This is a genomic window from Kribbella sp. NPDC003505 (genome assembly GCF_040610875.1).
GTDB lineage: Bacteria > Actinomycetota > Actinomycetes > Propionibacteriales > Kribbellaceae > Kribbella.
Map to the genome: position 1 here is coordinate 640,770 of NZ_JBEXNA010000004.1, position 17,255 is coordinate 658,024.

Here is a 17,255-nt window from a genome sequence, read left to right on the forward strand (position 1 = left end):
CGAGGGTCAACCTGCGGTGCCATGAGGGAAGCCGGTGAGAATCCGGCGCGGCCGCGCCACTGTGATCGAGTTTCGGCTCGTAAGTCAGGACGCTCGGGCATCGCAGCCTTTCGAAGGGGACGCGCACTTCCCCAGGAGGTTCAGTTCAGATGGCAGCTCCTGCCCGCTCGGTCGCCGTACCGGCTCTTTCTCCCAGGCTCCTCGCCGTCGCGCTGCTCAGCGTCGGCCTGATGGTGCTGCTCGCGTATCTGGTCGGGTTCGACCAGGGTGCGGTGTCTCGTTCGGGGATGTTCCTGCACGAGCTGATGCACGATGGTCGGCATCTGCTCGGCGTGCCCTGCCACTAGATCAGATGCGCACCTTCGGACAGCTCCTGGTGCGCGGACTGATCGTCGGACTCTTCGCCGGCCTGCTGGCCGGAACGTTCGCCTACGTGCTGGGCGAGTCGCGTGTCGACGCGGCGATCGCGATCGAAGAGGCCGGTGCCGTGCACTCCCATGACCATGGCCAGGCCCATGACCACGGCGACGACCACGAGGAAGAACCGCTGGTCAGCCGTGAAGGCCAGAAGGCCGGCCTGTTCCTCGCGACCAGCTTGTACGGCGTGGCGCTCGGCGGCCTGTTCGCCGTCGCGTACACGCTGCTGCGTCGCAAGCTCGGCACCGGCAACGACGCGCACGCCGCGCTCGGACTCGCCGCGGCCGGTTTCGTCGGCGTGGTACTCGTCCCGTTCCTCAAGTACCCGCCGAACCCGCCCGCGGTCGGTGATCCGGAGACGATCACCAAGCGGACCGTCACGTATCTGCTGACGCTGGTGATCGGCCTGCTCGCGGTCTGGGCCGGTGTCGCGCTGTCCCGGTGGGCGGCGCGGTACGGCGAGGTGGCCCGGCTCGCGGGTGGTGTCGTCGGGCTGGTCGCCACCGTGGTGGCGGCGTACCTGATTCTGCCGCGGATCAACGAGGTTCCCGAGTCGTTCCCCGCTACGCTGCTGTGGCAGTTCCGGTTCGCCTCGCTCGGTACGCAGGCGACGCTGTGGCTCCTGCTCGGATTCGGGTATGCGGTCGCCGTGGACCGCCGGCCGGCCCGAGAAAAGGTAGCGATGTGACGGGGTTGACCTTGGTCGCGCACGCCTTGACGCCTGCGCTGCGTGGACTCGTGCTCGGTGGTGACGCCGAGCCGGACCGGGCGAGTGTCGAGACGGCGCGCGAGTTGAAGCTGTCCGCGGATGCGGCGTACGCCGGTCCGGAGCGGGCCGCCGTCCGCACGGCCGCGGCGCTCGGGCTCGACCCGGTGGTGGAGCCGGCGTTGCGCGATCGCGAGTACGGCGACTGGGCCGGACGCGGGCTGGAGGACCTGCTCGCGTCCGATCCGTCAGGCGTCGCCGCGTGGCTGGACCGGCCGCACACCGCGACACCCGGCGGCGAAACCGAGAACGACGTGATCGCCCGGGTCGCCGACTGGCTGGGCGACGTCGCGGCCCGCGAGCACGGCTCGGCGGTCGCGGTCGTCCACCCGGCGATCGTCCGCGCGATCGTCCTGTACGTCGTGGACGCGCCGGCCGAGTCCCTGCGCCACGTCGACGTACGCCCGCTCGCGGCGGTCAACCTCTCGCACCACTCCGGCAACTGGTCACTTTCGCTGGCCCCCTGGAGCTGACAAACTGCGGTTGGCCCGGTTACACGCCCAGGTGACCGGCAGTCACGGGGAGTCATGATGGCTGAGTCCGACCAGCTTGCCGAGCGGTTCCGTGCGAATCATGCCCTGCTCGTCGCCGCCCGCGATCGCCTGCAGAGTGCGGTCGACGCCGACACCGCGAGCGATGCGGACAAGAAGCGGCTGGCGACGATCGAGGAGCTGCTCACCCCGGTCACGGTGTCCGAGCTGGATGCCGACGGCAACGTCATCGAGGTGCAGCGGCCGCGGCAGTTCTACTCGGTGGACCCCGACGGTCAGGGGCGTGCGGTCGAGGTGCTCGGCGACCTCCAGCAGGCGCAGAACGTCGCGGTGCTGGTGCCCGGCATGGGGAACAGCCTCGACACGTTCCGCGGACAGTCGGACCGCGGCGACCTGATCAAGCAGGAAGCCGGCCCGGGTACGGCGGTCGTGGTGTGGCTGGACTACGACTCGCCGCAGGGCCTGGTGGAGGCGGCGAGCAAGGACGCGGCGATCGAGGGCGGCCCGCGGCTCGCGGGGCTCCTGACCGAACTCGACGAGCTGAAGGCGGAGGATGCCGAGGTCACGCTGGTCGCGCACTCGTACGGCACGGACGTGGCCGCGCAGGCGGTGATGGCGGGCGCCCGGCCGAAACGGCTGGTGATGACGGGATCGCCGGGGATCGCGAAGTACGTCGACGAGGCCGCGGATTTCGTGCAACCGCCGACCCGGTTGTACACCGAGCGCGCGCCGGGCGACTACGTGTCGTACTCGGAGTGGCACGGGCCCGATCCGGCGACCTTCCCGGACGCTATCCGAATGGCGACCGCCGATCCGCGGGGTGGCGACGACCCGGTGTCGGTGCACTGGCACAACGAGTACTACCGGCCGAACAGCGAAGCGCTGCGCAACATCGGCCGCGTGGTTCGGGGCGATCTGGGGCACATCACCACCACGAACACCAGCCGGGCGACCGAGACCGAACTCTTCCTCGGTACGTCGTGGGGCGGTGCGCTGAACGGTGTCGCGGGGGCGGCGTCGAAGGTGTACGACGGAATCGTGGCGCTCACCAAGCCGTCGAAGCAGTCGGCCGGATCCGCAGCCGGGCAGACCGCGGCGCACCGGACGAACGGCGCGGCACGAGGCTCGGGAGGGCAGCAGCGATGACGAGCGACCGGGAGTTCCTGCGCAGCGAGTTGCTCGCGGTGGCGGCAGCCGTCGTACCGGATCAGCGTCCGGTCGTCACGCACGACCCGGGGCCGGTGAATCCCGGCGTCCTGTTCGACGGTCGCGGCACCGCCACGGTCTGCCGGGTCACCGTCGAGACCGGCAACCCGAAGGCGCCCGACCCGTCCGCGACGGTCGACGCCGCGGCCGCGACACTTCGCGCGCGGGGCTGGACCGCGGACGTCGTACCCGAGGAGGACGGACACCATCGCGTCGTCGCCAGCCGCGACGGCTTCGACGTCGCCGTCCACGCCTGGGCGACGGACTGGCGGATAACGTTCACCGGGGAGACACCGGTCGTTTCTTGACGGCCGAAACGCGGCGTGTCCTCGCGAGCCTTGGCCGCACGGTGTATCACGGAAGCGTGACCCTGACCGAAGCCCGCAACTTCCTCCGCTCGGAACTCCTCGCGGTGGCGGCCACTGTCGTCCCTGACCAGAAGCCGACGGTGACGCAGGACGTCGGCCCCGTCGACCAAGGTGCGCTGTCCGACGAGAGCGGACCCGAGTCGGTCTGCACGATCACCGTCGAAACCGGCGATCCGACCACCGCCGCCCCCGATCCCGAGGCCCAGATCGGCTTCGCCGCCGAGACCCTGGAGTCCCGCGGCTGGAAGGTGACCGTGTCCGAGCCCAGCGAAGGCCGCCACGAACTCACCGCCCGCCGCCAGGGCTACGACCTCACCGCCACCGCCCGGACCACGGACTGGCGCCTGACGTTCACCGGCCAGACACCGTACGTCGACGAACTGTAAGACGACCTCCAGCCTCACCTAGGATGCACCGGCAAGCGTTTGTCGCCGTGTCTGGTGAGGTGAGGGATGTCCGAGGACCTCGATGCGCTGCTCCTCCGGGTGCGGAACCTGCCGGACGACCGGGTGGTCGCGGAAGTGGATGCGTTCTTCCGGTCACTGCCCGCCGAACAGGCGATCGCCCTGGCGGAAAGCCGGCCGGAGCAGGTCGGGCCGCTGGAGGGCGCGCCGCCCGAGCTGCGGTACCGCGCCAATCATCTGATCCTGGTCGCCGCGCGGCAGCGGTTGCACACACTCGTCGAGAACCGGCAGGCGACCCTCGCGCAGCGCCGGCGGCTGGTGATGCTCAACGAGATGCTCGAGCCGGCCGGGAAGCGCCTGGACGTCGACGCCGACGGCAATCGTGTCGAGGTGGAGGTTCCCCGGCAGTTCCTGCTCGTCGACCCGGAGGGTCAGGGCCGGATGATCGAGGTCCAGGGCGATCTGCGGACCGCCGAGAACATCGCCGTCCTGGTGCCGGGGATGAACAACGACCTGGAGCGCGTGCGCGCGCAGTCGGTGCGGGCGAAGGAGATCGGTGAGGAGGCCGGCCGGGGGACGGCGACGATCGTCTGGCTCGGGTATCACGCACCGCTCGGGCTGACGCAGGGCAGGTCCACCGAGAGCGCCCGGGCGGCGGCGCCGTTGTTGTGCCGCTTCCAGGAAGGGCTCGCGACGGTGCGATCGCCGGGCGCGAAGGTCACGTTGATCGGGAACAGCTACGGTGCGCAGGTCGTCACCCGGGCGATGATGCAGGGCGCCCGCGCTCATCGGTACCTGTTGACCGGCAGTCCCGGCGTCGACCCGAGCATCACGTCGGCGGCGCAGCTGACGCCGCCCGGTACCGAGTTCTTCGCGGTGGCGCGATCGCGCGGCGACTACGTGTCGTACGCCGAACAGCACGGCCCCGATCCCGCGTCGTTCACCGACGCCGTACGGATCGAGACCGACAACGAGCAGGTGCAGATCACCGGGCACATGGCCTACTTCGCGAAGAACAGCGAGTCGATGAAGAACGTCGGACGGATCGTCCGCGGCGAGCTGGGCGCGGTGACGCTCGCGGCCCGGACGACGCCTGCCGAGGAGACCCGGATGCTGGGAATGTCCTGGGCCGGGCCGTTGCGTACGCTCGGGCAGTCGCCGGTGGTGGTGCCGATCTCGAAGGCGTTCGACGGACTCGCGATGCTGCGAACGGTCGCGTCGACGCCGTCGAGGAAGACTGTCCTCGACGGAACCCCGCGTTCGCGGCAGCAGGAAGGACCTGAACGATGACGTTGACCGAGGCCCGCGACTTCCTCCGCGCCGAGCTGCTCACGGTCGCCGCGGCCGCCGTACCGGGCTTCGAGGGCATCGTCGCCCATGACGTCGGGCCGGTGGATCCGGGCGTGATGTCGGACGGCAGCGGACCGGACACCGTCTGCTCGATCACGGTCGAGAACGGCAATCCGTCAGTGGTCGACCCCGCCGGCCAGGTCGCCGCGGCCGTCGCCGCCCTGGCCGAGCGCGGCTGGCAGACCACCGTGGCGCCGGTGGAGAACGGTCACCACCGGGCCACCGCGCAGTACGGCGGCTTCCAGGTCACCGTCCACGGCTGGGACGACGACTGGCGCCTCACCCTCTCCGGCGAGACGCCGTCGATCCCGGAGTAGAGCCGGTCAGCTGGTTGCCGCGCGCTCGGCGGCGCTGCGGAGGACGCAGAACTCATTTCCTTCGGGGTCCTGCATCACGACCCAGCCGGTGCCGTCGGCCTCGCGGCGGTCGTGGGCGATTGTGGCACCGAGAGTGAGCAGCCAGGCGACCTCCTCGTCGCGGGTGGTGTCCGGCTCGAGGTCCAGGTGGGCCCGGTTCTTCACCGACTTCTCGTCGTTGTTCTGCTCGAACAGGACCGTGAGGCCGTCGGTGGGCACGGAGGCGTACGGGTCGCCGGGCTGGTCGTCGTCGGGACGTTCGGCGCGCAGGACCTGCAGCCAGAAACCGGCGAGCTCATACGGGTCGTGGGCATCGAACGTCACCGTTCGCACGCGAGAAGTCATGCCGCAGAGGCTACTTTCCGGAAGAGCAACCGGTCCTCGGGAAGCTCCGACGGGTACGGCGTGAAGCCCGCGGCGACCGCCAGCTCGGTCAGAGCAGGTGCCGTCCATCGGTGGACGTGGATGTTCATCGGATGCCCGCCGTATCCGGAGGTCTTGTGGGTGGACTCGGTGCCGACGTGGAATCCGAGCAGCAGCACGCCGCCGGGCGCCAGAACCCGGTGGAACTCGGCGAACGCCTGCGGCACGACGTCGCGCGGCAGGTGGATGATCGACCACCACGACACGATGCCCGCGACCGAGCCGTCCGGGAGGTCGAGCGCGGTCATCGAACCGACCCGGAAGTCGAGCTCCGGGTGGTCGCGGCGGGCGACCTCGATCATGCCCGGCGACAGGTCGATCCCGACGACCCGCAGGTCACGCTCGGCCAGTAGAGCGCTGGTCCGGCCGGGTCCGCACCCGGCATCGAGCACCGGCCGTCCGCTCCCCGCGACGAGCTTGGCGAGCAGGTCGAACGCCGCCTCCTCGCCGTCGGCGCCGTCCACCACGAGCTCGGCGTACGAGACCGCGACGTTGTCGTACGAGCTGCTGATGTCGTCCAGGTAGGTCACCCGGCCGACCCTAGGACCGGCCGGGGACAGTTTGTCGTCAGGCCTTGCCGAGCGACTGCTTCTGGCGGCCGAGACCCTCGATCTCCATCTCCATCTCGTCACCCGGCGACAGGTACGGGAACCGGCCGGACAGCGCCACGCCCTCCGGCGTACCGGTGTTCACGATGTCGCCGGGGCTGAGCACCATGTACTGCGAGAGGTCGCGGATCAGCGCGGCCACCGAGAAGATCATGTCCGAGGTGTTCGAGTCCTGGCGCGGCTCGCCGTTCACCCAGGAGCGCAGGTTCAGGTTGGTCGGGTCGACCTCGTCGGCCGGTACCAGCGCCGGGCCGAGCGGGTTGAACGTCTCGCAGCACTTGCCCTTCGACCACTGGCCGCCGGAGACCTCGATCTGGAACGCACGCTCGGACACGTCGTTCGACACCGTGTAGCCGGCGATGCACGCGAGCGCGTCCTCGTCGGTCGCGACGTAGCGCGCCTGCTTGCCGATCACCACCGCGAGCTCGACCTCCCAGTCGGTCTTCGCGGAGCCGCGCGGCACCAGCACCTCGTCGTACGGACCGACGACGGTGTTCGGGTGCTTGAAGAAGACGATCGGCTGCTTCGGCGGCTCGGCGCCGGACTCGGCGGCGTGCGCCGCGTAGTTCTGGCCGATGCAGACGACGGCGCCCGGCCGCGCGACCGGGGCGCCGACCCGCAGGCCCTCGGTTTCGGCGACCGGCAGCTCGCCGGCCTCGAGCGCGGCGCGGGTCCGGGCGACGCCGTCGGCGGCCAGGAACGCGCCGTCGATGTCAGCGGTCAAGGGGGTGAGGTCGTGAACGGTGCCGTCGGCGGCGCGCACGTACGGGCGCTCCTCGCCGACCGCGCCGAGGCGGAGCAGTTCCACAGGTGTCTCCCTGGATCAGTCAGTCTTGGTCGAGGCGTCGAACATGGGCCGCAGACGGGCGCGGGAGGCCTCGATGTGGGACCGCATCGCCGCGGACGCCTCCTCCGGATCGCCCTTGCGGACGGCGGTCACCACTGCCTTGTGCTCTCGCAACGCCTTCGTCGCGATGCCGCCACCGTAGTACAGCCGGAACAGGTGCAGGTGGCAGTGTGTCCGCTGGAAGGACAGCCGGGCCGTTTCGTTCCCGGACAGCTCCAGCACCAGGTCGTGGAACCGCTGGTCGTGCGCGGCCATCGCCCGGTAGCTCTCGTACGACGGACGGTCCGGCACGTCGGTGTAGCTGAGCATCTCCGCCTTCAGCCGGGCCAGGTCGTCGGTGCCGGATCGCTCGGCGGCGCGCCCGGCCGCCCACGGCTCGATGTGCAACCGGTACTCGAAGAGGTCCTCGAACTCCGCGCGGGTCAGCCGGGACGACACCCGGTACCCGCGCAGCGGCTCCTTGATCACCAGGCCGTCGGACTCCAGCCGGGCCAGCGATTCCCGGATCGGGGTCTGCGAAATGCCCAGCTCACGGGTCAGTGCATCGATGTTCAACCGGGTCCCGGGCTCGACCACGCTGTCCATGATCAGGCCCTTGACCGTCTCGTAGACGTCGTCGCTGAGCACCTGACGCTGGGGCAGGCGGGTGAGCTGCCCGGCCAGACCTACATGCGCATCCGTCACCTTCGCTCCTCCCTGAAATGCATTCTGCCCGATTCGAAGACCGTCTTGACGCGTCCAGTGTGAAGCGGCAGCATCAGGATGCGCAATATCCTATAGGATCTGGGAGGCAATGTGAGTACGGCGATTGTCCGGGCCGAGGCCTATCTCGTCGACCTCGAGGTCGAGACCGTCCGGACCGACGCCGTTCAGTCGTTCCTCAAACAGGAGACGATCTTCGTCTCGCTCACCACGGCGGACGGGCTGACCGGGCTCGGCTACTCGTACACGATCGGCACCGGCGGCACCGCCGTACTCGCGCTGCTCCGGGACCACCTGCTGCCCCGCCTGGCCGGCGCGGACGCCCGCAACGTCGAGGCGCTCTGGTCGGACCTGTTCTGGTCCACCCACGCGACGACCGTCGGAGCGATCACGTCCTTGGCACTGGCCGCCGTGGACACAGCACTCTGGGACCTGCGGTGCCTGCGGGCCGGAGAGCCGCTGTGGCGGCTGGCGGGCGGGTATCGGCAGCGCGTGCCGCTGTACGACACCGAAGGCGGTTGGTTGCACCTGACTACCGATGAACTGGTCGCCGGTGCGCTGGCCTCGCAGAAGGCGGGCTGGCCCGGGGTGAAGCTCAAGGTCGGGAAACCGCGGGTCCACGAAGACCTGGAGCGGCTGCGGGCCGTCCGGGACGCCGTCGGACCCGCGATGGACATCATGGTCGACGCGAACCAGTCCATGACGTACCCCGAGGCGCGCCGCCGAGCGGCTGCCTTCGAGTCCGTGGATCTGTCCTGGTTCGAGGAGCCGCTGCCGGCCGACGACGTGACCGGGCACGTGCGACTCTCGGCGGGGACCTCGATCCCGATCGCGGTCGGTGAGTCGCTGTACTCCGTGTCGCAGTTCCGGGAGTACGTCGCGGCCGGTGGCGCGGGGATCGTCCAGGTGGACGTGGCGCGGATCGGCGGCATCACGCCGTGGCTGAAGGTCGCGCACCTGGCGGAGACGTTCAACCTGGCGGTGTGCCCGCATTTTCTGATGGAGCTGCACGTCAGCCTGACGGCCGCCGTGCCCAACGGCCGGTACGTCGAACACATTCCGCAACTGCGGGCGATCACGTCGACCGAGATGGATATCGTCGACGGGCACGCGGTCGCTCCGGACACCCCCGGTCTCGGAATCGACTGGAACCAGGACGCCATCGACGACCGCCGGGTCGGATGAGGAGAGACTGCCGATGAGCAGGGTCGACGCACATCACCACGTCTGGGACCTGACCGTCCGGGAACAGTCGTGGATGGTCGGGCCGGAGCTGGATCCGATCCGGCGGAACTTCTCCCTGGAAGACCTGGCGCCGCTGGCCGCGGCGGCAGACGTGTCGGCCACGGTGCTCGTGCAGACCGTCGGCCTGGTCGAGGAGACCGTCGAGCTCCTGGAGCTTGCCGCTGGCAACGATCTGGTGGCAGGCGTGGTGGGGTGGGTCGACCTCACCGCGGACGACATCGGGGACGTGCTGGACGGTCTGCTGGCGCGCCCCGACGGCGCGTATCTGAAGGCGATCCGGCACCAGGTCCATGACGAGCCGGACGTCGACTGGTTGCTGCGTCCCGACGTACAGCGGGGTTTGGCGGCTGTTGCTTCGGCTGGTCTTGCGTACGACTTGCTCACCCAAACCCCGCACCTTTCCGCCGCGATCCAAACCGCGCGCAATCTGCCAGAGCTGACCTTCGTCGTCGACCACATCTCCAAGCCCGTCATCGGCGAGCCTCTGTCCCCTTGGGCTTCGCACCTTCGCGAGCTGGCGTCCCTCCCCAACGTGACCTGCAAACTGTCAGGCATGGTCACCGAGGCCCCGTGGACCACCTGGAAACCGTCAGACCTCCAGCCGTACGCCGACGTCGTCCTGGAGTCCTTCGGCCCCGACCGCGTCATGTTCGGCTCCGACTGGCCGGTCTGCCTACTGGCCGCGACGTACGCCGAGGTAATCGAAACCGCCCAAACACTCACGGCTGCCCTCTCACCCACCGAACAGGAAGCCGTCTTCGCGGGCACTGCCACCCGCATCTACAACCTGAGGTAACCCCCGGCTCGTGCCACCGGGCAGGGGCGGAACTCGAGTGTCCCGTGGGCAGGTATCAGCCGCGGCGGCCGGCGCGGGTTGCGAACTTGTCGAGGGCGTTGATCACGTCGCGGGCAATCCACGCACGATCGCGCTTCCCGGTCGAGACCTGCTTCAGAATCGCGACCTCGACAAGCTGGTCGATCGCGCGCTGTGCAGCGGGCTGCGAGACATTGAGGTACTGCTGGACATGCCTGACGGTGACTGCCGGCTGGCTGAGTAGGTGTGGCAGGAGCCGCCGCGCGGCAGATCCCCTGCGCGACGGCAGCGTGTCCTGCCACTCGGCGAAGATCCCGGTGAGGTCGGCGACCAGTCTTCGGCCGTTGCCAACGGCAGCGAACGAGGCGCGGCTGAACTGCGTGATGATCGGGGCTGGGTCGCCATCGCGGTACGAGCCCAGCGCCGCGAAGTACGCCTCGGTGTCGACGAGGAGCCCGGCCGATACCGGGACGGTCAGTCGTCGCGTCACGCCGGATCGACGCAGCATCGCGTGTACCAGGGTCCGGCCGGTGCGGCCGTTTCCGTCGTTGAACGGGTGGATGGTTTCGAACTGGGCGTGCGCGATGGACACCTGGCTGAGGACTGGGATGTCAGTACGTGTGCAAAAGGCGACCAGGTCATCCATCAACGCGGGCACCCGCTCGTGCCTGGGTGGGACGAACGTGGCGGTGTGTGGCGTCGCTCCGCCTCCGATCCAGACCTGCGCGTCCCGAAGCCGGCCGGGTTGGGCGTAGACCTGGTCGTGCATCAAGGCGCGGTGTGCGGCCAGGATCGAATCAATGCTGAGGTCGTCGGCCATGTCGATCGCCTTCTGCATGGCCTCGACGTTGGCGGCGACCATTCTGGCGTTCTGGCCCGAGGACTGGTTCAGGGCCGCAATGGCCAGCGCTTTCGCTCCGGCAGTCACGCCCTCGATCTGCGAGGAAGACGCTGACTCGGTGCGGAGCAGGACGACTGCGAGCGGCGCGAGCTCACCGTCGGCTCGCGGGAGTGACGCGGCCAGTTCCGCATCGAACCGGGAGATCTCGACCAACGCGTCCTCGGCCGCCGCGGCAACCTCGGACGGGATGTCGAAGGCCATGCGGGAGATTTCCGGCGAGACGGACGCAAGGTACGAGCCCGTGGCAACGGCGCGCTCGCGACGGGACATGGGGATCTCGGGTTCGTTCCAGTCGCAGCGTTCCCAGCCGACCGATAGTTGGCTCACGCACTCCACTATATAACTTTCTCAGGATAAAGTTATATAAGAGGCTCGAAGTGAAGAGGTGGAGATGGAATTCCAGGCTACCGAGCGAGAGCCGGCGGCGTTTCAGCGTGGGCCGACGGGGACGGAGATCGAGGCGGTTTGCCGGCGGGCGTTCGGGGAGGGCGTTGTGCCGGTGCGGGCTGTTGAGTTGGGGTTCGGGGCGTACAACAGCGTCTACCGGATCGAGCTCGCGGGGTGGGACGAGGCGGTGGTGTTGCGCGTCGCGCCGGCCGACGGGGCGCAGTTCGGGTCTGAGCGGTGGTTGATGCGGAATGAGTACGCGAGCGTGCCCTGGCTGGCGGGGATCGCGACTCTGATGCCGCGGGTGCTGGCTGTGGATTGGTCGCACGAGGTTGTGGATCGGGACTGGATGATCCAGAGCTGTTTGCCGGGCGTTCCGGCGCCGAAGCAGCTCGGGCGGTATCCGCGGGCCGGGCGGACGACGTTCTTCCGGCAGCTCGGGGCGATCGCGCGGACCGTGCACGACGTCCGCGGGCCCTACTTCGGTCGTGTGGACGGGCCGCCGCACACGTCCTGGAGCGAAGTCGTCATCGGGTCGTTCACGCAGATCGCGGACGACCTGCAACGAGCAGGCCTTGACGCCGCCGACGTACGGCGGGCTGCCGCGCTCGCGGAGCGGGGGCGGGCGACGCTGGACGAGGTGCAGGAGCCGCGGTTGTTGACGGGTGACCTGTGGACGGTGAACTGTCTGCTGGACGCCGACGCGCCCGAGCCGCTGATCTCGGGGGTGCTCGACTTCGACCGGACCGAGTTCGGTGATCCCGCGGCGGACTGGACGATCCGGATGGCGCAGGCGAAGGACGACGAGCGGAAGGCGTTCTGGGAGTCGTACGGCGACCTGGACCACTCACCTGCCGCCACCTGGCGAGCGGCGATCTACGAGGCGCGACACCTCGCGGCTCTCCGCCTCGAACGGCACCGCCTCGCCAGGCCCACGGCAGTACGCGAGAGCTATACCGCGATGGCGAAGGTCCTGGCTGAGCTCACCTGAAAGAGCGGCTGATCAGCCGGGATACTACGGGGACTTCATCGTCCACAGCGGCAGATCCGACCATCCGCGCGGGAAGCCCATGTCCCTTTCCGGAGAGATGTCAGGGACGCTGGGGAACTTCTTGATAAGCGTGCGGAGCGTCAGGGGCCAGTTCTGGCGCGGATCGAGACCTCGCACCAGGTATCCGAGTACGGCCAGGTGGACGTAGATCTTGTGACGCGGCTCCATCTGAGCGGCGTGGACCAGAGCGCTGCCCACCTGCGCAGGATTGAACTTTCCAGGTTTGTAGGTCGGTTGCCGATTCCAGAACCTCGAGTGATGGGCGCAAAGGTTCCGAACGTAGTTCACGTCTCGCAGCCAGGCAGCCAGGAGCGGACCGCCGCGGACGCCGACATCCTTTGCGATCGCGTTCTGATCGTGCTTGTTCAGCAGAGCGAACAGGCGGCTCAAGGCTCCGAAGTCGAAGAACTCGACGGCGATCCAGATCGGCATGTGACCGTCGTACTTCCGCTTGTGATGGACGACGTAGTCCTCGTTGCGCGCCTCGTACTCGAGGGCCTCGTACTTCGTGAGCCAGTGCTCGAACGCATCCTGGTCCCTGTGCCGGCCGCCTGGCCCAACCGGGCGGGAGCACGCGTCTGCGTCGAGGCTCTCACGGTGGACATGACCGAGGTGGTCCCGAAGGCCGAGGACGTAGGCCAGTCGACTGCGGAGCCCGGTCTCCACAGTCTCGATCGCGTCGAGGCAGACCAGCCGAAGTTTCCGATCGAATCTCCATAACGCCTCGATATGTTCGAAGCTGATGCCGTCCCGAATGCTGTCGGAACGGCGCGGTCCAGAGCTGTGCCTGTCCGATCCGGATGGGAGCAATTCACGAAACGGGTAGATGTACGCGCTCAGCCGGTAGTACCCGACTGTCTTCAACAGTTCGATCGCGGCCGCTTCGTCATGACAGGAAAGGCCGCGATCGACCAGCTGGGCCAGCTGCTGTTGATGCGTCAAGTGCGGTTTGGCGTACTCCGCCATGCAAAAGCTACCCCCGGAACATGAAAACCGACCCTTGTTGGCATGAAGCCAACAGCGGGGCCGGTGTTGATGTTCCAGATCTTACAGGGCGTGACTTGCTGACGCAAAGTGAGCGGGCGGTTCACGATGTGGAGCCAGGAACAAACTCGACGCGGACGCCCAGCAGTCGGATCGGGCGGCGGAGTTCGAATTTCTCCAAGAGGGTAAGGGCTGTGGTGGCGATGACCTCGGGGTCTTGGGTGGGTTCGGGGAGTTTGCGGCTCTTGATGGGGGTGTAGAAGCTGATGAAGCGGACCTTGACGGACACGCGTTGGATGGTGCGGCCTTCGGCGACGACTTCCTGGGTGACTTCGGTGGCGATGCGGCGGAGTTCGCGCTCCACGTCGGTTCGTTCGACCAGGTCGGTCGTGAAGGTCTCCTCGTGGCTGCGGGAGACGGGTTCGCGGGGTACGTCGGTGACCTGGGTGTCGCCCAGGCCGCGGCCCAGGGCGGCGTACCAGGTGCCCATCTTGGGGCCGAAGCGCTTCTTCAGGACGTCGAGGTCGGCGGCGGCGAGTTCGGCGACGGTGGTGATGGCGAGTTCCGCGAGGTTGCGTTCCATCCGGGGGCCGATGCCCCACAGGTCGCGGACCGGGCGGTGGTCCATCACCGACCGCCAGTTGTCCGCGGTCAGGCGGTAGACGCCGGCGCCGCCCGCGGCGCCTTTGAAGGGTTCGGCGTGGGAGCGTTCGTGCTTGGCGAAGCCGGTCGCGAGTTTGGCGCGGGTCTTGTTGTCGCCGATACCGACCGAGCAGGTCAGCCCGGTGCGCGCGGCGACGGCGGCGCGCAGTTCGAGCGCCAGCGCTTCCGGATCGTCGGTCTCGGCGCCGACGAAGCACTCGTCCCAGCCCCAGACCTCGACGACGACGGGGAAGGACCGCAGGGTGTCCATCACCTCGGTCGACGCGGCCTCGTACGCGGCCGGGTCGGATGGAAGGAACACCGCCTCGGGGCACTTCTTGTACGCCGCCCGCACCGGCATCCCGGAATGTACGCCGAAGGCCCGCGCCTCGTACGACGCGGTGGCGACCACCTGCCGAGGCTGGGTCGGGTCGCCGGACCCGCCCACCACGACCGGCAGGCCACGGAGTTCAGGCCGCCGCCGGATCTCGACAGCAGCGATGAACTGATCCATGTCCACGTGCAGGAGCCACCAGCTCATAGCTGACAGGTAACCACATCAGCTCGACGCGCTGGAGTACGTCAGCAGCCCGCGCCGCCACACCAGCCGTACCAGCCCCTGAGCCACGACCGCGAGCGCGACACCCAGAGCAACCGGCCCCCATCCGAGATCTCCCGCGAGCGCCCGGACCGGGAACGTCGTCGCGAACGCGACCGGGAAGGCGAACGTGAGGAACGTCCGGACCGCGACCGGGAAGAAGACCAGCGGATACCGCCCGGCCTCCATCAGGTTCAGGAACACGAACCCGATCGGGTTCACCGACTGCAGCCAGAACGCCAGGAACGACATCGCCGACCAGACCGCGGTCAGCAGCACCAGACCGCAGGCGACCAGGACGACGGCCTGCACGACCTGACCGGCGCCGAACGTGATGTCCGCCTGCACCAGCCCGATCACCAGCACAACGATGCCGCTGGCAACGTTCGTCAGCTCCGCGACGTTGATCCACCGCAGGGTCAGGTAGAACTGGCTCGACACCGGCCGGAGCAGCACGCCGTCCAGCTCGCCCTCGGTCAGGTAAGTCGTCATCCGGTTCAGGTTCGGCGCGACGAAGGTCGCCAGCAGCCCGGTGACGATCTGGAACACCCCGACCAGCGCGATCACCTCGGCCCGCGACCAGCCGTGCACCTCGCTGGTGAACCCGAACAGCAGCAAGGTCGGCACGATGCCGAGCCCGAGCTGCACGAGGCCGACGAGCAGCGTGGTCAGGAAGTGCGCACGGAAATGTGTTTCCCGCACCACCGCCTGCGCGAAGAACCGCCGCCACAGCCGAAGATGCCGCCACTGCTTGTGCCACCAGGTCCGGTCCAGCGTGCTCATGCGCCCACCGCCGAGTACGCGCGGATGCCCGCGGACCACACCAGCCGGGCGATCGCCGCGAACACCACGACGTACCCGAGCTGGATCCCCAGTCCCACCAGCAGTTCGTGCCCGGTCAGCTGACCCGCGACGATCTCGACCGGGAACGACACCGTGTACCGGAACGGCTGGTGGTCGACGAAGCCCGTCGACCACGACGGCATCAGCGCCAGCGGAACGACGGCGCCGGACAGCACGCTCGCGACGATCACCCGGGCCTGCACGAGCGCGCTCACGTCGTCCATCCAGAACGCCAGCGACGCGATCAGGATGTCGATCGTGAACACCAGCATCGCCCCGAGCAGGATGCTGATCGCGAACAGCGCCCAGCGTCCCGGGCCGGCCGGGATGTTCATCGAGTCGCGGAAGATCCACCACACGATGCCGATCATCGGCATCAGCGCGAACAGCTTCAGGAACTTCTCCGACAGGTTGTTCGCGACGAACCCGGTCAGCAACGACGCCGGCCGGACCATCCAGCTGGACAGCTTCCCGAGCCGGATGTCCTGGGCGAGGAACCCCGCCATCCACGACGACGTCGCCATCGTGACGAAGCCGAGCAGCACGAAGTACGTCGTGATGTAGCGCTCGTCGACCGGCAGTTGGGCTCCGCTCGCGAGCGCCGTCCGCCAGATCAGCAGCGAGATGATCGGCATCGTGATGTTCGCCAGCATGAAGATGATCCACGCGCCGCGGTACACGGACTGCTGGGCGATGTCCGCCGCGGTCATCCGGCGTACGACGCGGAGGTTGCGCACCAGCGTGCTCATGACACGTCTCCCAGCGTGCTGCGGCGCAGGAAGAGGTCGCGCATGATGTCCTCGATGTCCGCGTCGGACACGTCGAGGTCGACCAGCGGGCCGAGCCGGGTCAGGTGCTCCATCACCGCACCGGCCTGCTCCCGATCCGCCTCGAGCGCGACCTGCTGCCCGGACACCTCGACCGCGGTCACGCCGTCCAGCCCGCTCAGCCGCACGGCGTCGACGGTCGTCGCGTACGTCGCCCGGACGAGCTTGCGCGGACGCGCCGTACGAACGAGCTCGTCGAGCCCGCCGTCGAACTGCAGCCGGCCGTGGTCGATGATCATCACCCGCGAGCAGAGCGCCTCGATGTCGTCCATGTCGTGGCTGGTGATCAGGATCGTCGTACCGCGGACGCGGTTCACGTCGGCGAGGAACGACCGGACCCTGGCCTTCGCGACCACGTCCAGGCCGATCGTCGGCTCGTCCAGGAACAGGATCTCCGGGCCGTGGACGAGTGCGGCCATCAGCTCCAGCTTCATGCGTTCGCCCAGCGAGGTCTTGCGGACTTGCACGTTCAGCAGGTGCTCGACCTCGAGCAGCTCGGCGAGTTCCGCGACGTTGCGGTCGAACTCGGCGGTGGACAGGCCGTACATGTCCTTGTGCAGCAGCAGGCTCTCCATGGCCGGGACGTCCCACCACAGCATGGTCTTCTGGCCCATGACGAGCGCGATCCGGCGCAGGTAGTCGTGCTTGCGGTCCGACGGCGTGTGGCCGAGCACCTGCAGGTCGCCGGAGGTCGTGTACAGCAGGCCGGACAGCATCTTCAGCGTGGTCGTCTTGCCTGCGCCGTTCGGGCCGAGCAGGCCGACGACCTCGCCCTGTCCGATGGAGAACGTCACCCGGTCGACGGCGAGCCGGGTCTCGTACTTGCGTTTCACCAGGCTCTTCAGCGCACCGCCGAGCCCAGCGCGCTGCTGATGAAAGGTGTAGGTCTTGGTCAGATCGTGTGCCGCGATAACAGGCGTCACGTAATGCACCGCTTTCCACAGGAGTCGGTAAACGACGGACCGGGCAGCGTCAACGCGCAAACGCGCAGAGCGCAGGACGAGCACTTCGGCGAGTGAGATCGG

The 17,255-nt window shown here is 68.5% G+C and carries 21 protein-coding genes and 1 riboswitch; of the genes, 11 read left to right on the plus strand and 10 right to left on the minus strand.

What is annotated here, in order from left to right; translation table 11 throughout:
- The first annotated feature begins 26 nt into the window (after positions 1-26).
- Positions 27-93, plus strand: a riboswitch (cobalamin riboswitch).
- Between the two features lie 56 nt (positions 94-149).
- The 8 genes from ABZX12_RS16960 (at position 150) to ABZX12_RS16995 (ending at position 5,319) form a co-directional block, all read left to right on the plus strand.
- A complete protein-coding gene (locus ABZX12_RS16960; RefSeq protein WP_355694019.1) occupies positions 150-347 on the plus strand; it encodes a CbtB domain-containing protein in 198 nt (65 codons plus the stop codon).
- 5 nt (positions 348-352) lie between these two features.
- Positions 353-1,105 carry a CbtA family protein gene (locus ABZX12_RS16965; protein ID WP_355694021.1) on the plus strand — a complete coding sequence of 251 codons (753 nt, stop codon included), beginning with the start codon at positions 353-355 and terminating at the stop codon, positions 1,103-1,105.
- The gene (locus ABZX12_RS16970) at positions 1,102-1,656 is read left to right on the plus strand and encodes a histidine phosphatase family protein (protein ID WP_355694023.1); all 555 of its coding nucleotides are present in this window, start codon (positions 1,102-1,104) and stop codon (positions 1,654-1,656) included. The genes ABZX12_RS16965 and ABZX12_RS16970 overlap by 4 nt, the downstream gene beginning before the upstream one ends.
- Positions 1,657-1,713: 57 nt before the next feature.
- On the plus strand, positions 1,714-2,820 hold the full coding sequence (locus ABZX12_RS16975) for an alpha/beta hydrolase (RefSeq protein WP_355694025.1): 1,107 nt from the start codon (positions 1,714-1,716) through the stop codon (positions 2,818-2,820).
- Positions 2,817-3,188: a hypothetical protein gene (locus ABZX12_RS16980; RefSeq protein WP_355694027.1), complete on the plus strand. Its 372-nt coding sequence runs from the start codon at positions 2,817-2,819 to the stop codon at positions 3,186-3,188. The genes ABZX12_RS16975 and ABZX12_RS16980 overlap by 4 nt, the downstream gene beginning before the upstream one ends.
- Positions 3,189-3,244: 56 nt before the next feature.
- Positions 3,245-3,634 carry a hypothetical protein gene (locus tag ABZX12_RS16985; RefSeq protein ID WP_355485200.1) on the plus strand — a complete coding sequence of 130 codons (390 nt, stop codon included), beginning with the start codon at positions 3,245-3,247 and terminating at the stop codon, positions 3,632-3,634.
- Between the two features lie 66 nt (positions 3,635-3,700).
- Positions 3,701-4,942: an alpha/beta hydrolase gene (locus ABZX12_RS16990; RefSeq protein ID WP_355694029.1), complete on the plus strand. Its 1,242-nt coding sequence runs from the start codon at positions 3,701-3,703 to the stop codon at positions 4,940-4,942.
- A complete protein-coding gene (locus ABZX12_RS16995) occupies positions 4,939-5,319 on the plus strand; it encodes a hypothetical protein (RefSeq protein WP_355694030.1) in 381 nt (126 codons plus the stop codon). Before ABZX12_RS16990 ends, ABZX12_RS16995 begins: the two co-directional genes overlap by 4 nt.
- A 6-nt stretch (positions 5,320-5,325) precedes the next feature.
- Here the strand turns inward: ABZX12_RS16995 and ABZX12_RS17000 are convergent, their stop codons facing one another.
- From ABZX12_RS17000 to ABZX12_RS17015, 4 genes are read right to left on the minus strand one after another with little or no spacing between them, the layout of a single operon-like run.
- Entirely contained in the window at positions 5,326-5,703 is a 378-nt protein-coding gene (locus tag ABZX12_RS17000) for a VOC family protein (RefSeq protein WP_355694031.1), read from the minus strand.
- Entirely contained in the window at positions 5,700-6,311 is a 612-nt protein-coding gene (locus tag ABZX12_RS17005; RefSeq protein ID WP_355694033.1) for a class I SAM-dependent methyltransferase, read from the minus strand. Before ABZX12_RS17005 ends, ABZX12_RS17000 begins: the two co-directional genes overlap by 4 nt.
- Positions 6,312-6,348: 37 nt before the next feature.
- Positions 6,349-7,197 carry a fumarylacetoacetate hydrolase family protein gene (locus ABZX12_RS17010; protein WP_355694034.1) on the minus strand — a complete coding sequence of 283 codons (849 nt, stop codon included), beginning with the start codon at positions 7,195-7,197 and terminating at the stop codon, positions 6,349-6,351.
- Positions 7,198-7,212: 15 nt separating this feature from the next.
- A complete protein-coding gene (locus ABZX12_RS17015; RefSeq protein WP_355694036.1) occupies positions 7,213-7,920 on the minus strand; it encodes a GntR family transcriptional regulator in 708 nt (235 codons plus the stop codon).
- Positions 7,921-8,031: 111 nt separating this feature from the next.
- Here ABZX12_RS17015 and ABZX12_RS17020 point away from each other — a divergent pair, with 111 nt between their 5' ends.
- Positions 8,032-9,123 carry a mandelate racemase/muconate lactonizing enzyme family protein gene (locus ABZX12_RS17020; protein ID WP_355694038.1) on the plus strand — a complete coding sequence of 364 codons (1,092 nt, stop codon included), beginning with the start codon at positions 8,032-8,034 and terminating at the stop codon, positions 9,121-9,123.
- A 13-nt stretch (positions 9,124-9,136) separates the two neighbouring features.
- Positions 9,137-9,979 carry an amidohydrolase family protein gene (locus ABZX12_RS17025; protein ID WP_355694040.1) on the plus strand — a complete coding sequence of 281 codons (843 nt, stop codon included), beginning with the start codon at positions 9,137-9,139 and terminating at the stop codon, positions 9,977-9,979.
- A 55-nt stretch (positions 9,980-10,034) separates the two neighbouring features.
- Here the strand turns inward: ABZX12_RS17025 and ABZX12_RS17030 are convergent, their stop codons facing one another.
- Complete coding sequence (locus tag ABZX12_RS17030; protein ID WP_355694041.1) at positions 10,035-11,051, minus strand: Fic family protein; 1,017 nt, start codon at positions 11,049-11,051, stop codon at positions 10,035-10,037.
- Between the two features lie 346 nt (positions 11,052-11,397).
- On the opposite strand from ABZX12_RS17030, the gene ABZX12_RS17035 reads away from it, so the two are divergent.
- A complete protein-coding gene (locus ABZX12_RS17035; RefSeq protein WP_355694043.1) occupies positions 11,398-12,276 on the plus strand; it encodes an aminoglycoside phosphotransferase family protein in 879 nt (292 codons plus the stop codon).
- A 24-nt stretch (positions 12,277-12,300) separates the two neighbouring features.
- Here ABZX12_RS17035 and ABZX12_RS17040 read toward each other — a convergent pair whose 3' ends face one another.
- From ABZX12_RS17040 to ABZX12_RS17060, 5 genes are all read right to left on the minus strand, one after another.
- Positions 12,301-13,302: an Abi family protein gene (locus ABZX12_RS17040; RefSeq protein WP_355694044.1), complete on the minus strand. Its 1,002-nt coding sequence runs from the start codon at positions 13,300-13,302 to the stop codon at positions 12,301-12,303.
- A gap of 121 nt (positions 13,303-13,423) precedes the next feature.
- Positions 13,424-14,503, minus strand: coding sequence for a DNA polymerase IV (locus ABZX12_RS17045; RefSeq protein ID WP_355694045.1), 1,080 nt, complete (start codon positions 14,501-14,503; stop codon positions 13,424-13,426).
- Positions 14,504-14,521: 18 nt separating this feature from the next.
- Positions 14,522-15,343, minus strand: coding sequence for an ABC-2 family transporter protein (locus tag ABZX12_RS17050; protein WP_355694046.1), 822 nt, complete (start codon positions 15,341-15,343; stop codon positions 14,522-14,524).
- On the minus strand, positions 15,340-16,152 hold the full coding sequence (locus tag ABZX12_RS17055) for an ABC-2 family transporter protein (RefSeq protein WP_355694048.1): 813 nt from the start codon (positions 16,150-16,152) through the stop codon (positions 15,340-15,342). The genes ABZX12_RS17050 and ABZX12_RS17055 overlap by 4 nt, the downstream gene beginning before the upstream one ends.
- Positions 16,149-17,153, minus strand: a complete 1,005-nt coding sequence (locus tag ABZX12_RS17060) for an ATP-binding cassette domain-containing protein (RefSeq protein ID WP_355694049.1) — start codon at positions 17,151-17,153, stop codon at positions 16,149-16,151. The genes ABZX12_RS17055 and ABZX12_RS17060 overlap by 4 nt, the downstream gene beginning before the upstream one ends.
- Positions 17,154-17,255: the final 102 nt, after the last annotated feature.

Bases quoted from the DNA above. Each gene is read 5' to 3' on its own strand.
- ABZX12_RS16960 (WP_355694019.1), top strand. From the start codon at position 150: ATGGCAGCTCCTGCCCGCTCGGTCGCCGTACCGGCTCTTTCTCCCAGG.
- ABZX12_RS16965 (WP_355694021.1), top strand. From the start codon at position 353: ATGCGCACCTTCGGACAGCTCCTGGTGCGCGGACTGATCGTCGGACTC.
- ABZX12_RS16975 (WP_355694025.1), top strand. From the start codon at position 1,714: ATGGCTGAGTCCGACCAGCTTGCCGAGCGGTTCCGTGCGAATCATGCC.
- ABZX12_RS16980 (WP_355694027.1), top strand. From the start codon at position 2,817: ATGACGAGCGACCGGGAGTTCCTGCGCAGCGAGTTGCTCGCGGTGGCG.
- ABZX12_RS16990 (WP_355694029.1), top strand. From the start codon at position 3,701: ATGTCCGAGGACCTCGATGCGCTGCTCCTCCGGGTGCGGAACCTGCCG.
- ABZX12_RS16995 (WP_355694030.1), top strand. From the start codon at position 4,939: ATGACGTTGACCGAGGCCCGCGACTTCCTCCGCGCCGAGCTGCTCACG.
- ABZX12_RS17000 (WP_355694031.1), bottom strand. From the start codon at position 5,703: ATGACTTCTCGCGTGCGAACGGTGACGTTCGATGCCCACGACCCGTAT.
- ABZX12_RS17025 (WP_355694040.1), top strand. From the start codon at position 9,137: ATGAGCAGGGTCGACGCACATCACCACGTCTGGGACCTGACCGTCCGG.
- ABZX12_RS17040 (WP_355694044.1), bottom strand. From the start codon at position 13,302: ATGGCGGAGTACGCCAAACCGCACTTGACGCATCAACAGCAGCTGGCC.
- ABZX12_RS17045 (WP_355694045.1), bottom strand. From the start codon at position 14,503: ATGAGCTGGTGGCTCCTGCACGTGGACATGGATCAGTTCATCGCTGCT.
- ABZX12_RS17050 (WP_355694046.1), bottom strand. From the start codon at position 15,343: ATGAGCACGCTGGACCGGACCTGGTGGCACAAGCAGTGGCGGCATCTT.
- ABZX12_RS17055 (WP_355694048.1), bottom strand. From the start codon at position 16,152: ATGAGCACGCTGGTGCGCAACCTCCGCGTCGTACGCCGGATGACCGCG.